Annotated in this window: 15 protein-coding genes; 9 read left to right on the forward strand and 6 right to left on the reverse strand. The window is 69.7% G+C overall.

The annotated features are described in order from the left end of the window. Together BN11_RS24320 and BN11_RS18175 are read right to left on the reverse strand one after the other, a co-directional pair. Nucleotides 1–838 (reverse strand): ABC transporter permease (locus BN11_RS24320; RefSeq protein ID WP_048699705.1); only part of this gene is annotated, 838 nt, incomplete at its 3' end. Beyond that, entirely contained in the window at nucleotides 835–1,782 is a 948-nt protein-coding gene (locus BN11_RS18175) for an ABC transporter ATP-binding protein (RefSeq protein WP_048699707.1), read from the reverse strand. The genes BN11_RS18175 and BN11_RS24320, both read right to left, overlap by 4 nt. Before the next feature lie 381 nt (nucleotides 1,783–2,163). Here BN11_RS18175 and BN11_RS18180 point away from each other — a divergent pair, with 381 nt between their 5' ends. The 3 genes from BN11_RS18180 (at nucleotide 2,164) to BN11_RS18190 (ending at nucleotide 5,237) form a co-directional block, all read left to right on the forward strand. Continuing rightward, nucleotides 2,164–4,440, forward strand: a complete 2,277-nt coding sequence (locus tag BN11_RS18180; protein ID WP_048699709.1) for a 2OG-Fe(II) oxygenase — start codon at nucleotides 2,164–2,166, stop codon at nucleotides 4,438–4,440. Nucleotides 4,441–4,584: 144 nt separating this feature from the next. Beyond that, on the forward strand, nucleotides 4,585–4,842 hold the full coding sequence (locus tag BN11_RS18185) for a type II toxin-antitoxin system Phd/YefM family antitoxin (protein WP_053084237.1): 258 nt from the start codon (nucleotides 4,585–4,587) through the stop codon (nucleotides 4,840–4,842). Further along, the gene (locus BN11_RS18190; protein WP_048699711.1) at nucleotides 4,830–5,237 is read left to right on the forward strand and encodes a PIN domain-containing protein; all 408 of its coding nucleotides are present in this window, start codon (nucleotides 4,830–4,832) and stop codon (nucleotides 5,235–5,237) included. The genes BN11_RS18185 and BN11_RS18190 overlap by 13 nt, the downstream gene beginning before the upstream one ends. A gap of 183 nt (nucleotides 5,238–5,420) precedes the next feature. Here the strand turns inward: BN11_RS18190 and BN11_RS18195 are convergent, their stop codons facing one another. Then, nucleotides 5,421–7,214, reverse strand: coding sequence for a KH domain-containing protein (locus tag BN11_RS18195; protein WP_157044266.1), 1,794 nt, complete (start codon nucleotides 7,212–7,214; stop codon nucleotides 5,421–5,423). A 133-nt stretch (nucleotides 7,215–7,347) separates the two neighbouring features. On the opposite strand from BN11_RS18195, the gene BN11_RS26355 reads away from it, so the two are divergent. The 4 genes from BN11_RS26355 (at nucleotide 7,348) to BN11_RS18215 (ending at nucleotide 10,263) form a co-directional block, all read left to right on the forward strand. Further along, nucleotides 7,348–8,421, forward strand: a complete 1,074-nt coding sequence (locus BN11_RS26355; protein ID WP_048699715.1) for a DUF222 domain-containing protein — start codon at nucleotides 7,348–7,350, stop codon at nucleotides 8,419–8,421. Nucleotides 8,422–8,697: 276 nt separating this feature from the next. Beyond that, on the forward strand, nucleotides 8,698–9,246 hold the full coding sequence (locus BN11_RS18205; RefSeq protein WP_048699717.1) for a GNAT family N-acetyltransferase: 549 nt from the start codon (nucleotides 8,698–8,700) through the stop codon (nucleotides 9,244–9,246). After that, nucleotides 9,243–9,812, forward strand: a complete 570-nt coding sequence (locus tag BN11_RS18210) for a hypothetical protein (RefSeq protein WP_048699719.1) — start codon at nucleotides 9,243–9,245, stop codon at nucleotides 9,810–9,812. The genes BN11_RS18205 and BN11_RS18210 overlap by 4 nt, the downstream gene beginning before the upstream one ends. A 28-nt stretch (nucleotides 9,813–9,840) precedes the next feature. Beyond that, the gene (locus BN11_RS18215) at nucleotides 9,841–10,263 is read left to right on the forward strand and encodes a ChaB family protein (protein ID WP_048699720.1); all 423 of its coding nucleotides are present in this window, start codon (nucleotides 9,841–9,843) and stop codon (nucleotides 10,261–10,263) included. A gap of 100 nt (nucleotides 10,264–10,363) precedes the next feature. On the opposite strand, the gene BN11_RS23085 is transcribed toward BN11_RS18215, so the two are convergent. Together BN11_RS23085 and BN11_RS18225 are read right to left on the reverse strand one after the other, a co-directional pair. Beyond that, entirely contained in the window at nucleotides 10,364–10,891 is a 528-nt protein-coding gene (locus tag BN11_RS23085) for a DUF1697 domain-containing protein (RefSeq protein ID WP_048699722.1), read from the reverse strand. After that, the gene (locus BN11_RS18225) at nucleotides 10,888–11,808 is read right to left on the reverse strand and encodes an LLM class flavin-dependent oxidoreductase (RefSeq protein WP_048699724.1); all 921 of its coding nucleotides are present in this window, start codon (nucleotides 11,806–11,808) and stop codon (nucleotides 10,888–10,890) included. Before BN11_RS18225 ends, BN11_RS23085 begins: the two co-directional genes overlap by 4 nt. Before the next feature lie 193 nt (nucleotides 11,809–12,001). Between BN11_RS18225 and BN11_RS24325 the strand changes: the two genes are divergently transcribed. Together BN11_RS24325 and BN11_RS18235 are read left to right on the forward strand one after the other, a co-directional pair. After that, a complete protein-coding gene (locus tag BN11_RS24325) occupies nucleotides 12,002–12,451 on the forward strand; it encodes a VOC family protein (protein WP_083433871.1) in 450 nt (149 codons plus the stop codon). Between the two features lie 161 nt (nucleotides 12,452–12,612). Then, complete coding sequence (locus BN11_RS18235) at nucleotides 12,613–12,990, forward strand: pyridoxamine 5'-phosphate oxidase family protein (protein WP_048699728.1); 378 nt, start codon at nucleotides 12,613–12,615, stop codon at nucleotides 12,988–12,990. Nucleotides 12,991–13,367: 377 nt separating this feature from the next. Here BN11_RS18235 and BN11_RS18240 read toward each other — a convergent pair whose 3' ends face one another. Next, complete coding sequence (locus tag BN11_RS18240; RefSeq protein ID WP_048699730.1) at nucleotides 13,368–14,861, reverse strand: PI-PLC domain-containing protein; 1,494 nt, start codon at nucleotides 14,859–14,861, stop codon at nucleotides 13,368–13,370. Between the last annotated feature and the right edge of the window lie 96 nt (nucleotides 14,862–14,957).

Raw genomic sequence — 14,957 nt, forward strand, 5'->3', positions numbered from 1 at the left:
CCCCCCCCCCCCCCCCCAGCCACTCCATGGCGGTCGAGCTCGGCGGGGTCATCGACGACCCGTCGGCCCACGCGGTGACGAGCCCGCGATAGAGGGAGTAGGGGGAGAACAGGCCGGCGATCTCGCCGATGCGCTCGTTGCCCTCCTGCGACGAGATCCCCTGGATGGCCGCGACGATGCCGTCGCCGAGGAGGAGGAAGGCGATGGTCGCCATCACCCCGAACCCGCGGCGGGTCGAGACCGACGCGATGAGTCCGGCGATGCCGGTGATGGCGGCGGTCAGCAGCAGCGCAAGCCCGACGGCGACGGCGGCTTTGCGGGTCTCGTCGGTGAGGTCGAATTCCCCAAGCAGCGCAACGGCATACAGGATCACGATCGGCAGGATGAGGAAGACGAGGGTGGCACCGAGCAGGGCGAGCCAGCGGGCGATCGCATAGGCGGGCGCGGGGAGTGGCCGGGCGAGATAGAGCGCGAGGGTGCCGTGGCGCTGGTCGCGGGAGAAGAGCACGGGCGCCTGGGCGGCGACGAAGATGCCGAGAAGGACCTGGGTGGTCGCGGCATACCGCGCGTAGCCGATCGGCATCTCCTTGAGGTTGGCGAGCATGATGGCGCCCGCGATCGCGAGGGCCGGGGCGAGATTGAAGGCGAGCAGCACGAAGGGGAGGGTTTTGCTGCGGCCGGAGCGGCCGAGGCCGAAGGCGTTGCGGAAGCCGGTGGTCACGAGCGCGCGGGCGATTGCGCCCTCGTCGTGGCGGGGCCCGGCATACGGTCGGTAGCCGATGTCGTGGATGACGCTGGCGCTGTTGGGGTTTGCGGGTATGCCGCCCGGCTGGCTCATCGTGGTCCGCTCGTGTCGGCGAAGACGTCTTCGATGCGGCGGTGGTCGGCCTGGAGGCGGACGAGGCCGAGGCCGAGCGCGCCGGCGGTGTCGCGGACGACGTCGTGCACGTCCGCGTCCGCCCCACCGTCCTGGACGCCGGCGGGATGGGAGGCGTCGACGGTGAGCATGCTGCCGCGGCGTGCAGCGGTCAGGCCGGCGCGGGTGAGGGCATCCAGCATCCGGGCCTGAGCGTCGTCGCCGAGGACTTCGAGGAGCAGGGCGCCGGTGGCGTCGAGGAAGTCGTCGGTGCGTGAGGCCCGCAGCAGCCGCCCGCCGTCGAGGACGACGACCTGGTCGCTGACGCGTTCGAGTTCGCCGAGCAGGTGCGAGGTGACGATGATCGAGATGCCGAAGTCGTGGCCGATGCGTCGGATGAGGCCGAGCATCTCGTCGCGGGCGGCGGGGTCGAGGCCGTTGGTGGGTTCGTCGAGGAAGACCAGTTTGGGGTCGTGGACGAGGGCCTGGGCGAGCTTGGCCTTCTGCTTCATGCCGGTGGAGTAGCCGCCCATGGGTCGGTAGCGCTCCTCGGCGAGACCCACGTGCCGCAGCACGTCGGCGGCGCGCTCGCGGGCCGCGACGCGGGGGAGGCCGGACATCATGGCCATGTGGACGGCGAAGTCGCTGGCGCTGACATCCGGTGGGAGACAGTCGTGTTCGGGCAGGTAGCCGACGGCGGCGCGGATCTGCGGGCCCTCGGTAGCGATGTCATGGCCTAGGACGCGTGCCCGCCCGGCGGTCGGCGGGATAAGACCGAGGAGGATCTTGATGAGGGTCGACTTGCCTGCCCCGTTCGCGCCCACCAGCCCGGTCACGCCGGGAGCGACCTGCACCGTGAGGCCGTCGAGCGCGAGCACCGCGCCGTAATCCTTGGTCAGCCCCTCCGTGACCACCACCTGGTCCATGGGGGCAATGTATCTGGTGGGTCTCGATCGCGGTGCTCCGGCTTGGACCCGGGGGACGTGTTGGCGCGCTCGCCGGACCTCCATTACCCGTCCACGTCACCGTCGGCGGACGCAGGGCGAGGCTGACGCGCCGTCAATCCGATAGGCACGCGAGTGGCACCACCGTGACGCCGCCGGGCCTGGTGAAGAGGTGGGGTCCCCGAGCCCTGGTACTAGCCCTCCTGCCGAATATCTACTCTACCTCTTGCCGGATATCTAATCGACCTGGCGTCGAGAAGCCAACTCGACCTTCTGCCGATCGGGGCCCGCGTTCGACCGCCACCGATCCAGGAGTCGTGCACACGGTTGAGGCTCTCCCGTCCATCTCCGACAATCGTCTGTATGTCGATTGCGCCCAAAGACGAGATGGCACGACTGCTCGCGGGCGAACGTCCCACGGTGCGTGGGCACGGGCAGCTGCGAGTCGACCTCGACGACCTCCGCGTCGAGGTCGCCGGGCTAGGAGAGTTGCGTCAGCCGGTGACGGCGTCGACGGCCAAGAAGCTTGCGGCGCTCGGCAAACCCGCGGCTTTCGGGCTCGGCACGGAGACCGTGCTGGATGTCAGCGTCCGCGACACGACCCAAGTCCCCACCGACGCGGTCGCCGTCGACTGGGGCGGTCAGCTTGATCATGTCCTCGAGGCCGCCCGGGAGACGCTCGGGTTAGGGCCGCGGACGCGGCTGACTGCCGAGCTGCACTCGATGCTCGTCTACGCGAAGGACCAGTTCTTCGCCTCCCACCAAGACTCCGAGAAGCACGACGACATGATCGCCTCTCTCGTGGTCACCCTCCCCAGCGCGCACACGGGGGGCGAACTGGTCGTGCACGGCAAGGGCGGGAGCACGTCATACCGCGGGAGCCGCCAGGAACCGATCGCTGTGGTGCTGTACGCCGACCTGCGCCACGAGGTGCAACCGGTCCGCTCCGGTCATCGAATCTCCCTGACCTACAACCTGATTCGTCATCAGTCCGACGAGCCGGATGCTGCGACGGGCCCGGTGGGCGACGTGGCGCTCCTGCTGGAGCGTCACTTCACCGCTCCCGTGCCGGCGCGGTGGAGGGGCGACGACGTGACCTCACCCACGCGCCTGGTGTATCTGCTCGACCACGAGTACACACCGCGCAGCCTCACCTGGAAGGCCCTGAAAGGCGCGGACATCACACGAGTCGCCACGCTGCGGGCAGCGGGGACGCGGGCCGGGTGCGAGGTCGTCCTCGCGCTGGCCGACGTCCACGAGACCTGGCAGGACGATGTCTACTTCGACGACGACGATTTCGGGGGCCGCCGGTCGCGGCGGCGCGGCGGTGGCGTGGATCCAGACCCGCACCAACTGATCGATTCCGAGGTCACGCTCACCCATTGGCGCGGCGCCTGGGCTCGCGGAACTGAAGAGATCAGCGACTATGTCGATGGTCGCGAGGTGTGCGCCTCGACGCCCACCGTGCGCCTGACGCCCTACGAGTCCGAACACGAGGGCTACATGGGCAACTATGGCAACACGGTCGACCGGTGGTATCACCGGGCCGCGGTCCTCGTCTGGCCGGTCCGGCTGCAGTTCGTCAACCGTGCCCAGGTCTCGATGGCGTGGGCGGTCGCCGACCTGCAAGACCACGTCGACAAGGGCGAGGCCGACATAGCCCGCGACGACCTCGTGTCGATGATGCCGTTCTGGCACAGCCAGATTGGAGGGATTGACCCTGCACCGAAGTTGGTCGATGAGGCTCTGACGCTGGCCGCAGACCTGGACGAGCCTGACCTGGCCCGCACCTTCCTCGGGACGTTCCGGATCGATGTGCTCACGACAGCCGTTGCACCGCGCCTGTTGCGACTCGCCGAGACGTATGGCGACGTTTGGGCGAAAGACCTGGTCACCGCGTGGTCCACCAACTCGCGGCGCCGGGGCACGGGGACGGCCGATCCGGTCTGGCTGGCGGGCTTGCCGTCACTGGCTATGGCGCTGTGCGACAGCGAGATTCTCCCCCGAGCCATGGTCGAGCTGGCCTGGGACGGCGTGCGGCCGCGGATCACGCCGCTGCTCGCCGCGGACCTCACGTCACGGGTTCGTGGCCAACTCGAGACCCTCGCCGGCTCGCTCACGTCCGTCCTCCACGCTGCAGCCGTATGCCGTCTGGACGCCGTCGCCGATGAAGTCCTGGCCTCGTGTCGCCAAGGAGAACCCGCGCTCCCGCTGCTTATCCCTCTCCTCGACGCTGCGGCGAACTGGCCGGCGGAAGACCGGCGGGAGGCCCGGGTGGGTGAGGCGGCGGCATACGCAGCGCAGTTGCTCGCCCAGCGCCTGGAGCGGCCCGCCCGCCGCCTCGACGACTGGTCGGTCCCCGCCCCGTCCGCCTGCGACTGTGACCTGTGTGGCCAACTGGCCGCCTTCCTCTCCGCGCCGGATGAACGCACGCTGGAGTGGCCGCTCGCCGGGCCGAATCGGCGACACATTCACTCCCGCATCGAGGCCTCGGAACTGCCAGTGACGCACACGACCCGTCGGCAGGGGCGACCGTTCACGCTCGTCCTCACCAAGACCGCCGCCCTCTTCGAGCGGGAGATCGACGCCCGGGGCGACGATGAACTCGCCCTTGCCAGGGTGCAGCTCCTCATGGACTGACAGCGAGTCCGCCGCCAAGCTTCGACGAGCTTGTGCGGGCGGGATTGCCTTGTGCCGAAGCCGGCGATGCACGCCCATGTTGTCGAACAGAGCCGTTTCGTCGCGTTGCGGGTGTCGATCAGATATTCTGATCTTGTGCGGGAGATGACAGCATCCGAGGCCTCGCGCAACTTCTCCGCGGTTCTCGACGCCGCCGAGGAGGGCGAGACCATCGTGGTCACGAGGGCGGGCCGACGGGTGGCGACGATCGCCCCTGCTCCGACCGTCAACGCGCCCGAATTGCGCGCGGTCTTCTCCCGGTGGCAGGGCGATCCAGCCTTCGACGACTCCCTGGAGGCGCGCATCGAGGCCGCCCGGTCGAGCGTGCTTGCCGACCTGGATAACGACCCGTGGCTCGACTGATCCTTGACACGGGTGTGTTGATCGCCGGGGTCCGCGGTCGTCTCGACCTCGGGGCGCTCGCCGACGCCGATGACGTGGCGATCCCGGCGATCGCCGTGGCCGAATACCTCGCCGGTGTCTTCCTCGACCCACCCTCGGACAGGGCGAGCGCGCAGCGCGCCTTTCTGGCCGATGTCCTGGCCGTCGTGCCCGTCAAGGGCTACGACATCGACATCGCCGAACAGCATGCCTGGCTCCTGGCGCACACGCACCGGACGGGCACACGGCGCGGTACGCACGATCTGATCGTCGCCGCAACCGCTCGTGCCACGGATCGGATCGTGCTCACCACCGACGAGCGGGCGCGCTTCGCAGACCTTCCGGAGGTTCGAGTGCGACTCGCCTCGAGAACCTGACCCGATCCATATCGAGGACGTCAGCCAACCCGCCGAAGGAAAAGCGACAAACCGTCGCCTCTGGGATCACTGATCCTGTTCCCGCGCCCACCAAGTAACGCGCTGGTGGGGAACTGGCATGGGCGCCGCCCTGGCGCCGCAGTGGCGACCCGTCACCCTCGCCTTGCCGCGCCTATGGGTACGTCAGTGGGGGTCGCCGAACCAGTCCAGGAGTTCGGCGCGGGTCTCCGAGGTGAGGAGGAGGGGGTCGGCGAGGCGGACGCGCCCGTCGTAGTAGGTGCTGCCCCCGATCGCGGCGAGCATCGGTTGCGCGCGCTGGGACGGGCTGCCCTTGAGTCCGAAGTGGTCCATCAACTCGCCCACGGTCAGGGTCCAGCTCTCCCCGATCTGATCGTTCGCCTTCGCGACGAGCCACACCAGGGCGGCGGCCCCCATCTCATCGCCCGACTTGCGCCGGAAGATCGCGGGATCACCGGCGGCGACCTTCGCGATGAGCCGCCGCGCAGCCGTACGCAGCTCGACATCGTCATACAGCCGCGCGATCGCCCCGTCGGCGAGCGCCGACATACGGCTGACTCGCTCCACGATGTCCGCCGGCACCCCGCTGACGTCGAGCGGCTCGTCGGGCAGCGGCTCGTCGTCAAGGGTGGCGAGCGCCTCCACCGACCCGAGGATCTCGACAGCCGGGTCCTCATACGACAAGCCGATGCTGTCGGCGGCCAGCGCGGCCGTCTCCAGGGCGTTCCGGATGGCCACGACGCCCGGGTCCTCGCGCATCCGCAGGTAGTCCGGCACCCACCGCGCGATCTCCATGCCGACCCGGAAGTCCACCGCCTCCTCGACCCCCGCCACGGCGTGACAGTGCCGGACGAACGCCTGCAACACCTCGGGCGCCCGGCAGTACTCCTTCAGCTCCGCCGGCATCAACGGCGGCAGCACCCGCGTCATCACGCGCTCGATATCGATTGTCTCCCAAGAGTATTGCTCATCCTCCCCGACAATGATCGCGGCGAACTCGTGCGCGACGTCATGGATGAGATCGTCGTCCCCGATCGCCTCGGCCTCCTCGCTGCCGAGGTATGCGGCGAGGAAGGCGTGGGCGAGATCGTGCACCTCCTCCTCGAATTCTTCGTCGAGAGGGTCGAGGCCGACATCGTCGAGATCCATGGGTATGCCCGCGTCGCCGGGATATCCGTAGCCTCCCGTCGGCAGGTGGGCGAGCAGGAAACGCAGCAGCGGCCGCAGGCCGGGCCACATCTCCTGTGGTTCGAGCATGTGCTCCAGCGAGCCGTATGTGGCCATGGCGGCTTCGAGCCGCGCGCGGGCGTCGGCGAGGCTCACCTCCGGGTAGTCCGGGGCAAAGCCGTCGCGCTCGGCGATCTCGCGCATCTGGGCTTTGGCCTGCTCGAGTGAGGACGGCATGAGGAAGGCGTCCTTGAGAAAGGGACCGCCGCGGAAGTCGACATAGGTCATGAGGGTCACGTCTCGCACGCCCGGCCCTGTCAGTTCGAGCATCAGGTCCTCGCCGACGTCGCCGGGAATGGTCATCGTGACGGCGCGGGTGATCCGCAGGCTAGCCAGTTCGGCGACGTCGATGGGCATCGGGTGCTTTCGGCCGGCGAGTTCGCGCCGGATGCGCGCGGCCATCACCTCGTCGGTGAGGAGGATGGCCATGACGTGCAGCGCCGCGGTGGTCTCGGCGATGGGTATGCCGATGAGGCTCTCGACCAGGTTGGCGAGGGTCGGCGCGGCGGCGAGGGGTGGCGCGCCCTCGTCGTCTCCGGCTTCCGTGTACTCGATCATCTGGGAGACGAGCGTCGCTGTGGACAGGGGCGCTCCGCGCATGGCCTCCCGCAGGCCCCGGGCGAGTTCCAGATCCTCGGGGGCGGGGGCTGCCGGGTGGCGGCGGACTGCGGCCCGTCCTCGCGTGGCCGATCGGTGAGGTGTGCGGCGTCCCTTGCCTTTGCCCTTGGCCATGTCTCCATCCCACCACGCCGCCGGGTTCGCTCGCTCGGATCCGGCGTTTCGAGGGGACGGTATGCCGTCCGGTGCGGGGGTTTGTGCAGGTCGGGGGCGTTGTCGGTGGGCTGTGCTTCACTCGTTGCAGGACGTGAAGACAGGCCGGGGACGTGCCGCGGGCGCTCTGGCCGAGTTGCGCCAGGTGCTGTGGCAGGCCCCCGGAGGTGCGCTCGGCGAGATCCTCGGCGAACTCGGTGAGCTGGCGTTGATCGCTGACGCCGCCGAGGTCGCTGTGATCGCCGAGACCCTCCAGCGCGGCGAACACACCAGCGGCGAGGCCCCCCTGGCCATCGGCGACTGGGTGTGCAGCCACTCGCGCCGCTACCCCACGGGCGCTACGTGCGCGAGGTCCGTCAAGCTCGCCGGGCACATCGCCAAGAAGGTGCTGCCCGATCGACTTGCGGAGGCGGTGCTGAGCGGACAGGCACCCGTGGCGCCTGCGGCGGTCGCGGCCGACGAGATGCAGCGGCTGCTGCCCGACCTGCAGCCCGGCTTCGTCGCGGCGGGCTGGGACGCCTACACCGAGCTTGCCTTTGCTGGTGACGTCGGTGAGGTGCGGAAGTTGCGACCCGCGCTCATCGCGAAATACGGCGACGGTGACGAGGGCAAGGACGACGAACGCGACCGTTCCCGGGCCTGCCTATCGGGCGGCGCCAGTGACGGGGGCGCGCTGGTCGACTACCGCCTGACCCTCGACGCCGAATCCGCGGCCGTCCTCGAAGGGGCGCTCGGGTCGTTGACCCGGCCGGTGCCCGGGCCGGACGGCGAACCGGACCCGCGGCCGTGGACGAACCGTCGCGCGCACGCCCTGATCGACCTGCTCAACCGGGCGACCAAGAAGAGCGACGGCGACGTCGTCCTCGGCCGCTCCTCCACCCACACCACTGTCATCGTCGATGCACCTTCCCCGGCTGCTCCCGGCCTCCGGACTGGACCGATGCACACCACCCGATCCACTGGGCCGACGGTGGGCATACCGATCTCGACAACGCAGCCCTCCTGTGCCGGATGCACCACGGCGTCGTCCACTCCCGACATCTCGCCGCGACGGTCACGACCGGGCCACCGGGCTCGACGAACAACGACTGAGAGTGGTCTGGGACTGACCCCCGGCAGTTATCAACACGCCGTCGCCGCCTACCGAGCGGGCCCGACTGTCGCCTGATACGGCTCGCCGGCGAGGGCTTCTCCCTGCCCCTGTTGGCCTGCCTCCCTTCCGTCCGGCGCACGGGCCTGGCTCCGTTCCGGGGTGCCTGTCAGCCGGCGGGCCTGTCCTGCCCGGCCCTGACTCTTCCGTCCCGCGGCCGGGCGGGCGGCCTCCCGACGAACTCGCGGTGCGCCCGCCCTGCGCCGGCCGGGGTCGACAGCGCGCATCCGGCGCGTGATAGCTGCGGATCCGGCAGACTTCCGGGTGGTGGGTGTCGATGGGGGAGGAGCTGAGATGCCGGATGCGGTGTGGAGTTTCCGCCGGGTGACGCGGGAGGACTTCCCGCTGGTGGCGTCGTGGCCGGCGCAGCCGGAGGTGCACCGGTGGTGGCAGCACGAATGGTCGGCCGCGGCGGTGGAGCGCGATTTCGGGGCGAGTGTCGACGGGGCCGAGCCGAACGAGGACTGGCTGGCCCTAGGCGACGGCTCGCCGGTCGGGCTCGTCCAGTGCTCCGCGGTGGCCGACTACGAGGAGAACCTGGCCGACTTCTCGGCGCTGGGGGAGGTGCCTCCCCGGGCGATCACCCTCGACTACCTCCTCGGCGAGACCCGCGGCCAAGGGCTCGGCACCGACATGCTGCGAGCGTTCGTCGCGCGCTGCTGGGCCGAGCGCCCGGAAGCGCCGGCCGTCCTCGTGACCGTCGTCGCCGCCAACCGGCCGTCCTGGCGGGCGCTGGAGCGCGTCGGTTTTCGCATCGTGGGAGAAGGGGATTGCGAGCCCGACAACCCGGACGACGACCCACTCCACTACCTCCTCCGCCTCGACCGGCCAGGCGTCGCGTGATCGTGCTCGTCGAGGGTGCCAGCGACGCGGCGGCCGTGCGCGCCGGCGCGGTCGGCCGCGGGATCAGCCTCTCCCGCATCGACATTCGCCCCATGGGTGGGGTGACCAACGTGCGGAAGGCGCTTGCGGCGGCATACGAAACGACGCCGGAGGCGCAGGTGATCGGCCTGTGCGACGCGGGCGAGAGCGCCGTCGTCGAACGCGCGCTGCGTGAGCGCGGGCAGCCGGTGCGCGACGCCGGCGACCTGCCGGCATACGGCTGGTTCGTCTGCGTGCGCGACCTGGAGGAGGAACTGATCCGCGCGCTCGGCCCCACGCGCACCCTCGCCGTCATCGACGACCTTGGCCTCACGACGAAATTGCGCACGCTGCTCGGGCAACCGCAGTGGGCCGGCCGGCCCCTCGAGGAGGCACTGCACCGGTTCTGCGGGGTGGCCTCCGGGCGCAAGGAACTGCTCGCGGGCGCGCTGGCTGTTGCCCTCACCGCCGGGGAGGAACCCGAGCCGCTGCGGCTGCTGCTCGACTGGCTCGGATCGGGCGACTGGGCGATGCGCGAGGAGGGTTAGGGGGCGGCTCGACGGCTACCGTCGAGATATGCCGAAGACGACCAAGAGCGGCAAGCCTATCGAGGACGAGTTGCCCAGTCCCGTCCAGCGCTCCAGCACGAGGGCACAGGAGACCTTCGCCAAGACGTATGACTCGGCGATGGAGCAATACGACGACGAGGGGCGGGCCAACGCGACGGCATACGCCTCGCTGAAGCGCACCCACGAGCGCATCGGCGACAAGTGGGTGGCGAAGAAGGAGTCCGGACCCTCGGACGAGCGGGCCGAGGAGGGCGGCCTCAACGACAAGGAGTCCGCGGGCGGGGTCGACGCGAACGCGACGAAGACGCACCTACTCGACGTGGCGAAGCGGCTGCAGATCCGCGGGCGGACCCGGATGACCAAGGACGAGCTCGTCGAGGCCATCCGCACGGCCAACGACAAGGCGAACGAGAAGGCGCGCGAGCGCTGAGGCCGGCGCCGCATCACGCGGCACCATCCCTCCATGGGCCTGCGGCGACGGTATGACGTGCTGGTCGCCGGCCACCGTGCGCACCCGCGAGGCGCCTCGATCAGCCCAGGCGCGCGGCCAATTTGGTGAGCATCGTGGTGTTGCGGCTGGTGCTGCTGAGCGGCCCGAGGATCTTTTCCCAGTGCCGTTTGGTGAGCGCGGACTCCATCGACGTGCCGTGCATGCGCCAGTGGACGTCGCGGCCCAGCACGACGAGGGTGTCGATGTCGCCGGACAGTCCCTCGAGGGCCGACTTCTGGGCCGCGGTGGGCGGATCCTTGAGGAAGGTGATGAAGTAGGTGTCGCCGTCGGCGACGTCAAAAGGCTTGGCGGACAACGCTTTCTTGAGTTCGGTGAGGGTGCGCACGAAGGTGGTGCACTCGAAACCCAGCTCCTTCTCGAGCGCCTCCCCCATGGCTTGCTCGATCGACGCGCGACTCCCGGTGGTCTCGAAGTGGGCGTTGCCGCTGTTGATGTAGGTCCCCACGTCGGCATAACCGAGGTCCTCGCAGACGGCCCGCAGTTGGTCGGAGGTGACGCGCCGCTTGCCCACGTTGACCGCCCGCAGGAAGGCGATCCGGGTGGTCACCGCTGGGCCTTCGTGGCGACGCGGTCGAGGACCTCGTCGGCGAACCGGTCGAGTTCGTCGTGGCGGCGGTCCGGGTCGTCGCTGAACGCGATCGTGTGGATGCCGAACTCGTCGATACCGGCCTCGGCATAGCGCCCGAAGGCGTCGATGAGCTCCTCCGCCGACCCCGCGAACCCGCGCCCCCCGTGCTCCTCGAGGAAGGCGTCGCGCTCGGCCGGGTCCGTCGTCAGCCGCACCAGCGCCTGGGCGCTGCGTCGTATGCCGCCCGGGTCGCGCCCCTCGCGCTCGCAGGCCTCGGTCAGGGCGGCGCTGCGTGGTCCCACCTGGCCGGGCTGGCCCCAGGTGTTCCATCGGTCGGCGAATCGTGCCGTGATGCGCAGCATCCGCGGACCGTTGGTGCCGACGAGGAGCGGGAGGGTCGCTCTCGGGGTGGGGGAGACGATGGCGTCACGCAGCTGAATGTGCTTGCCGTCGAAAGTGATTCGCTCGCCGGTGCGCAGCCGCGAGATCACCTCGATGCACTCCTCGAAGCGGTCGACGCGTTCGCGTGGTGGCGGGAGCGGTATGCCGTAGGCCGCGTGTTGGTTGACCTGCCAGCCGGCCCCGAGGCCGAGGACCGCGCGGCCCTCGCTGATCTGGTCGACCTCGATGACCCGCTTGAGCAGCACGACCGGGTGATGCCAGGTGGTGGGGGAGACGTGGGAGACCAGTTCGATGCGCGGCACCAGGGCGGCGATGGCGGCGAGCGCGGTCCAGCACTCGCTGATCGGGTCGCAGGCCGAGGTGTCGTCCGGCGTGTTGGCCATCAGGTGGTCGGCGAGCCACAGCCCTCTTAGCCCGCGGTCGGCGGCCCACCGCGCGTCCGCGAGGGTCCGGGCGAACGGCCGGCCGGAGAAGGCCCACAGGGAGAAGTCCATGGGGCCGATTCTTCCGCACCCGGTCCGCATACCCGCGGGCGCGGAGCGGCGGCGGAATCCGACGGCGGAATCCGGCGGCGGGTGAACAGCGACTGAACTCTCGGACGGAGCGGGACGGCTGTCGGTGCCCGGCGCTAGTGCCCGAAGGACCACGACCGAGAGGATGACCACGACCGAGAGGATGACACTGGGTATGCCCGGCACGCCGTGCTGGTTCGAACTGGACACCACCGACCTCGACGCGGGCGCCGCATTCTACGGCCAGATCCTCGGTTGGCAGGTCGCCCACTCGGGGATGCCTGACGCGGACTACCGGCTCGCATCAGCGCCCGATGGGGCGATGGTGGCGGATCTGTCGAGCACCGACGAGCAGGAGCAGGCGTCACCGAAGTGGGTGGTCTACTTCGCGGTCGACGACGCCGACGCGAACCTTTGCGACGGCTGCGTCACTGTCGTTGCTCGCGGCGACTGCGGCGCCCGCCGAGGCGCCGGCGACCGAGGCGGCGGCGGCCGCGACGGTCATGGTGCTTGCGTGTTTGCGCATGTCCAGGATCCCTTCGTGGGTTTGCGACGGGCGCCCGGGGGGTCGAGCGCCCGCGGCTCTGCCTGTGACGCTAGAACCCGGTCGGTAACGCCCCGATGACAAGGAGAAGAAGACCCAGCGAAGCCTCGGCGTTCCCCGCGTGACCTGCGATTCCATCGGACCGTCGACAGGTCACGGGCCTGGCCCCGCGCGGGAGAACTGGGCGCAATGCCGAGCCTGCGGGTAGTGACCTCGAAGCTCGCTGCCCCTACGGTGAACGGATGAGCATCCCTGTCGATCTGGAACGGCTCGCAAGTGTATTGCTCGACTATCCCGAGGGCTATCTGTTGACCGCGTCGGCGGACGGGGCGGTCAAGGCGGTGTCGGTGGGGCCGGTTGCGGCCGAAGGCCATCTGATCCTGCAACCGAGCACGGGCAGCACCGCCAACCTCGACGCCAACCCGAAAGCGACTCTCCTCTTTCCCCCGCCGGCGCCGCGAGGGTTCACTCTCCTCGTCGACGGGACGGCCGAGGCGGCCGTCGATCGGATTCGGTTCACCCCCGCCTCGGCTATCTTGCACCGACCCGCGCGGCACGCCGACGGCCGGCCGGTTCCCGAGTCGGTCAGCGGCTGCGGCAACGACTGCCGGAACGTCTGAGGACCCCGAGGATGGCGACACGGCAAGCCTACGCCCGGGCGATCACCGTCACGCCGGCGACAGCGGCCCGGTGGGACGATGTCGTCGGGACTTTCGGCACCAAAGGCGACCCGTCCTGGTGCTGGTGCCAATACTTCGTCACGACCGGCTCCTCCTACGAGAAGTCCGCCGCGGCCAACAAGGACGCACTACACGGCCAGGTGACCGCCCGCCCCAGCACGACGCGGCCGGCGGGGCTGCTGGCATGTCCCGGGAGCCGACCTCTTTCACGGCGTCCTGAGCACTTTCGTCGCCGCCGGCTTCGAGGTGGTCGGACGCACCGCCACGTCACGCCCGATCGTGCGGCTCGACCTGACGCTGCCTCAGGCCACTAGGCCTCAGGCCAGATAGAACGCCGAGAGGCGGGCCCTGATCCGAGCCTCTGTGTAGCCGCTCGCATGGGCGTGTTCCAGGGCCGGAGCCACGAGATCGACGAACCGGTCGGCGAGCTCGTCGAGGTCGAGGCCGAGGTCGGCGAGTAGCGGCGCGACGGGCTGGTCCGCGTATGCCGTGAGCACCTGCTCCACTGCCGCCGCGGTTGCCTGCGCGACCACGCCCGACCGGAGGATCCCGCGCGCCACCGGCGCAGCAGCATCTCCCACGGCTCCGATGTCGTCGTCCGTGAGCAGGCGGGCGAATTCGGCGAGTCGCTTCGGTCCGACGGTGCTCAAGGTGGTGTCGAGCAGTTCGTGCCCCGATTCGCCGCTGAGGGTGCGGTCGAGAAAGCGTTTGCTGTCGCTCAAGGTGTCGCCGATCTGGTTCTGGACGAACCGGCGCAACTGGCGGTCGACCCCGCTCTCCAACCCGGGGGCCGCCGTCGCCAGCCCTCGCTGCCCCATCCGGATCAGCGACTGCGCGCCGGGCAGCTTGCGAGCGACAATGTTCTCGTTGAGGACGAATGCTTTGACGCCGTGATAGAGCACGTGGGCCACCAGTTCGTGATAGGCCGGGCTGTCCGTCACCGCGCCGATCACTGTGCCGCGCAATTCGTCCAGGTGTGTGACGAGGTCCACGATCCCATGCAGGTCCCGGGCGGCCGCCACATCGTCGACGGTCGCCTCGGATGCGGCGAGGGCAGCCCGGATCGCCCGGAACACCTCGGTGGCGAGGTCGGCCGCGGCGTCGGTCAGGTCGACGTCTGCGAGAGCGGTGGCGAGCGTATGGGCAGTGTCCGCCCCGGGTAGCAGGTCGCCCACCGTCACCTCGCCGAGCCAGGCCTGAAGGGCAGCTACTTCTTCGCGCACGCTCGCGGCGAACGCCTCGCCGTGCCAGCGGTCCAGCTCGAATGCGACGTGGGCTTCGAGCAACTCCTCACGGGTTTTTCGGTCCAGCTTCGGGCCGCCCCGATTCGCCGCGACAGTCTTGGACGTCGTGGACAGCGCGGGTTTCTTGGTGTGGGACGCGGCCATACCCCCACACAACCAGACCCCGCCGCACGCCGTGCCGCCGGCGGTGTGTGTCCTGTGTCCGAAAAGGCTGCCGGCATGCCGGTCGGCCGCCGCAGCGGCGCAGGTATCGATCATGGCGTTGTAGGTCGCGGCGTCGTCCGGGGCGCTGCCGCTGAACCAGACGTGCACGGCATACCCATGGCGGTCCGCGCGGGCCACGAATTCCCATGTCACCATAGGTATTCCGGCGCACGTGACGGGCACCTGCAGAGCCACGGTGCCGTCGATCGGCTTGATGCCGTAGAGGAAGTACGCGAACATCCCGTCGCGGCCCGGGGACAGCGGGACCTGCGGGGCGAGGGAGTGGAACAGCGCGATGGCGGAGTAGTTGAACGAGGCGACGATGACGTCGGTGTGGCCGGCTTTGTTCAGCTGCGTCGCCAAGAGGCGCGCGGTGCGATGGCAGGAGGCGACGTCGGTGTCGCTGGTGCCCTTGATCTCGATATTGACCGGGTGTCGGGGAAGGCTTTGAGGACTTCG

This window comes from Nostocoides australiense Ben110 (genome assembly GCF_001050535.1).
Lineage (GTDB): Bacteria > Actinomycetota > Actinomycetes > Actinomycetales > Dermatophilaceae > Nostocoides_A > Nostocoides_A australiense.

Excerpts from the sequence above, each read along its gene's own strand:
- BN11_RS18175 (WP_048699707.1), bottom strand. The coding sequence starts at position 1,782 with ATGGACCAGGTGGTGGTCACGGAGGGGCTGACCAAGGATTACGGCGCG.
- BN11_RS18180 (WP_048699709.1), top strand. The coding sequence starts at position 2,164 with ATGTCGATTGCGCCCAAAGACGAGATGGCACGACTGCTCGCGGGCGAA.
- BN11_RS18185 (WP_053084237.1), top strand. The coding sequence starts at position 4,585 with ATGACAGCATCCGAGGCCTCGCGCAACTTCTCCGCGGTTCTCGACGCC.
- BN11_RS18195 (WP_157044266.1), bottom strand. The coding sequence starts at position 7,214 with ATGGCCAAGGGCAAAGGCAAGGGACGCCGCACACCTCACCGATCGGCC.
- BN11_RS18205 (WP_048699717.1), top strand. The coding sequence starts at position 8,698 with ATGCCGGATGCGGTGTGGAGTTTCCGCCGGGTGACGCGGGAGGACTTC.
- BN11_RS18215 (WP_048699720.1), top strand. The coding sequence starts at position 9,841 with ATGCCGAAGACGACCAAGAGCGGCAAGCCTATCGAGGACGAGTTGCCC.
- BN11_RS18225 (WP_048699724.1), bottom strand. The coding sequence starts at position 11,808 with ATGGACTTCTCCCTGTGGGCCTTCTCCGGCCGGCCGTTCGCCCGGACC.
- BN11_RS24325 (WP_083433871.1), top strand. The coding sequence starts at position 12,002 with ATGCCCGGCACGCCGTGCTGGTTCGAACTGGACACCACCGACCTCGAC.
- BN11_RS18235 (WP_048699728.1), top strand. The coding sequence starts at position 12,613 with ATGAGCATCCCTGTCGATCTGGAACGGCTCGCAAGTGTATTGCTCGAC.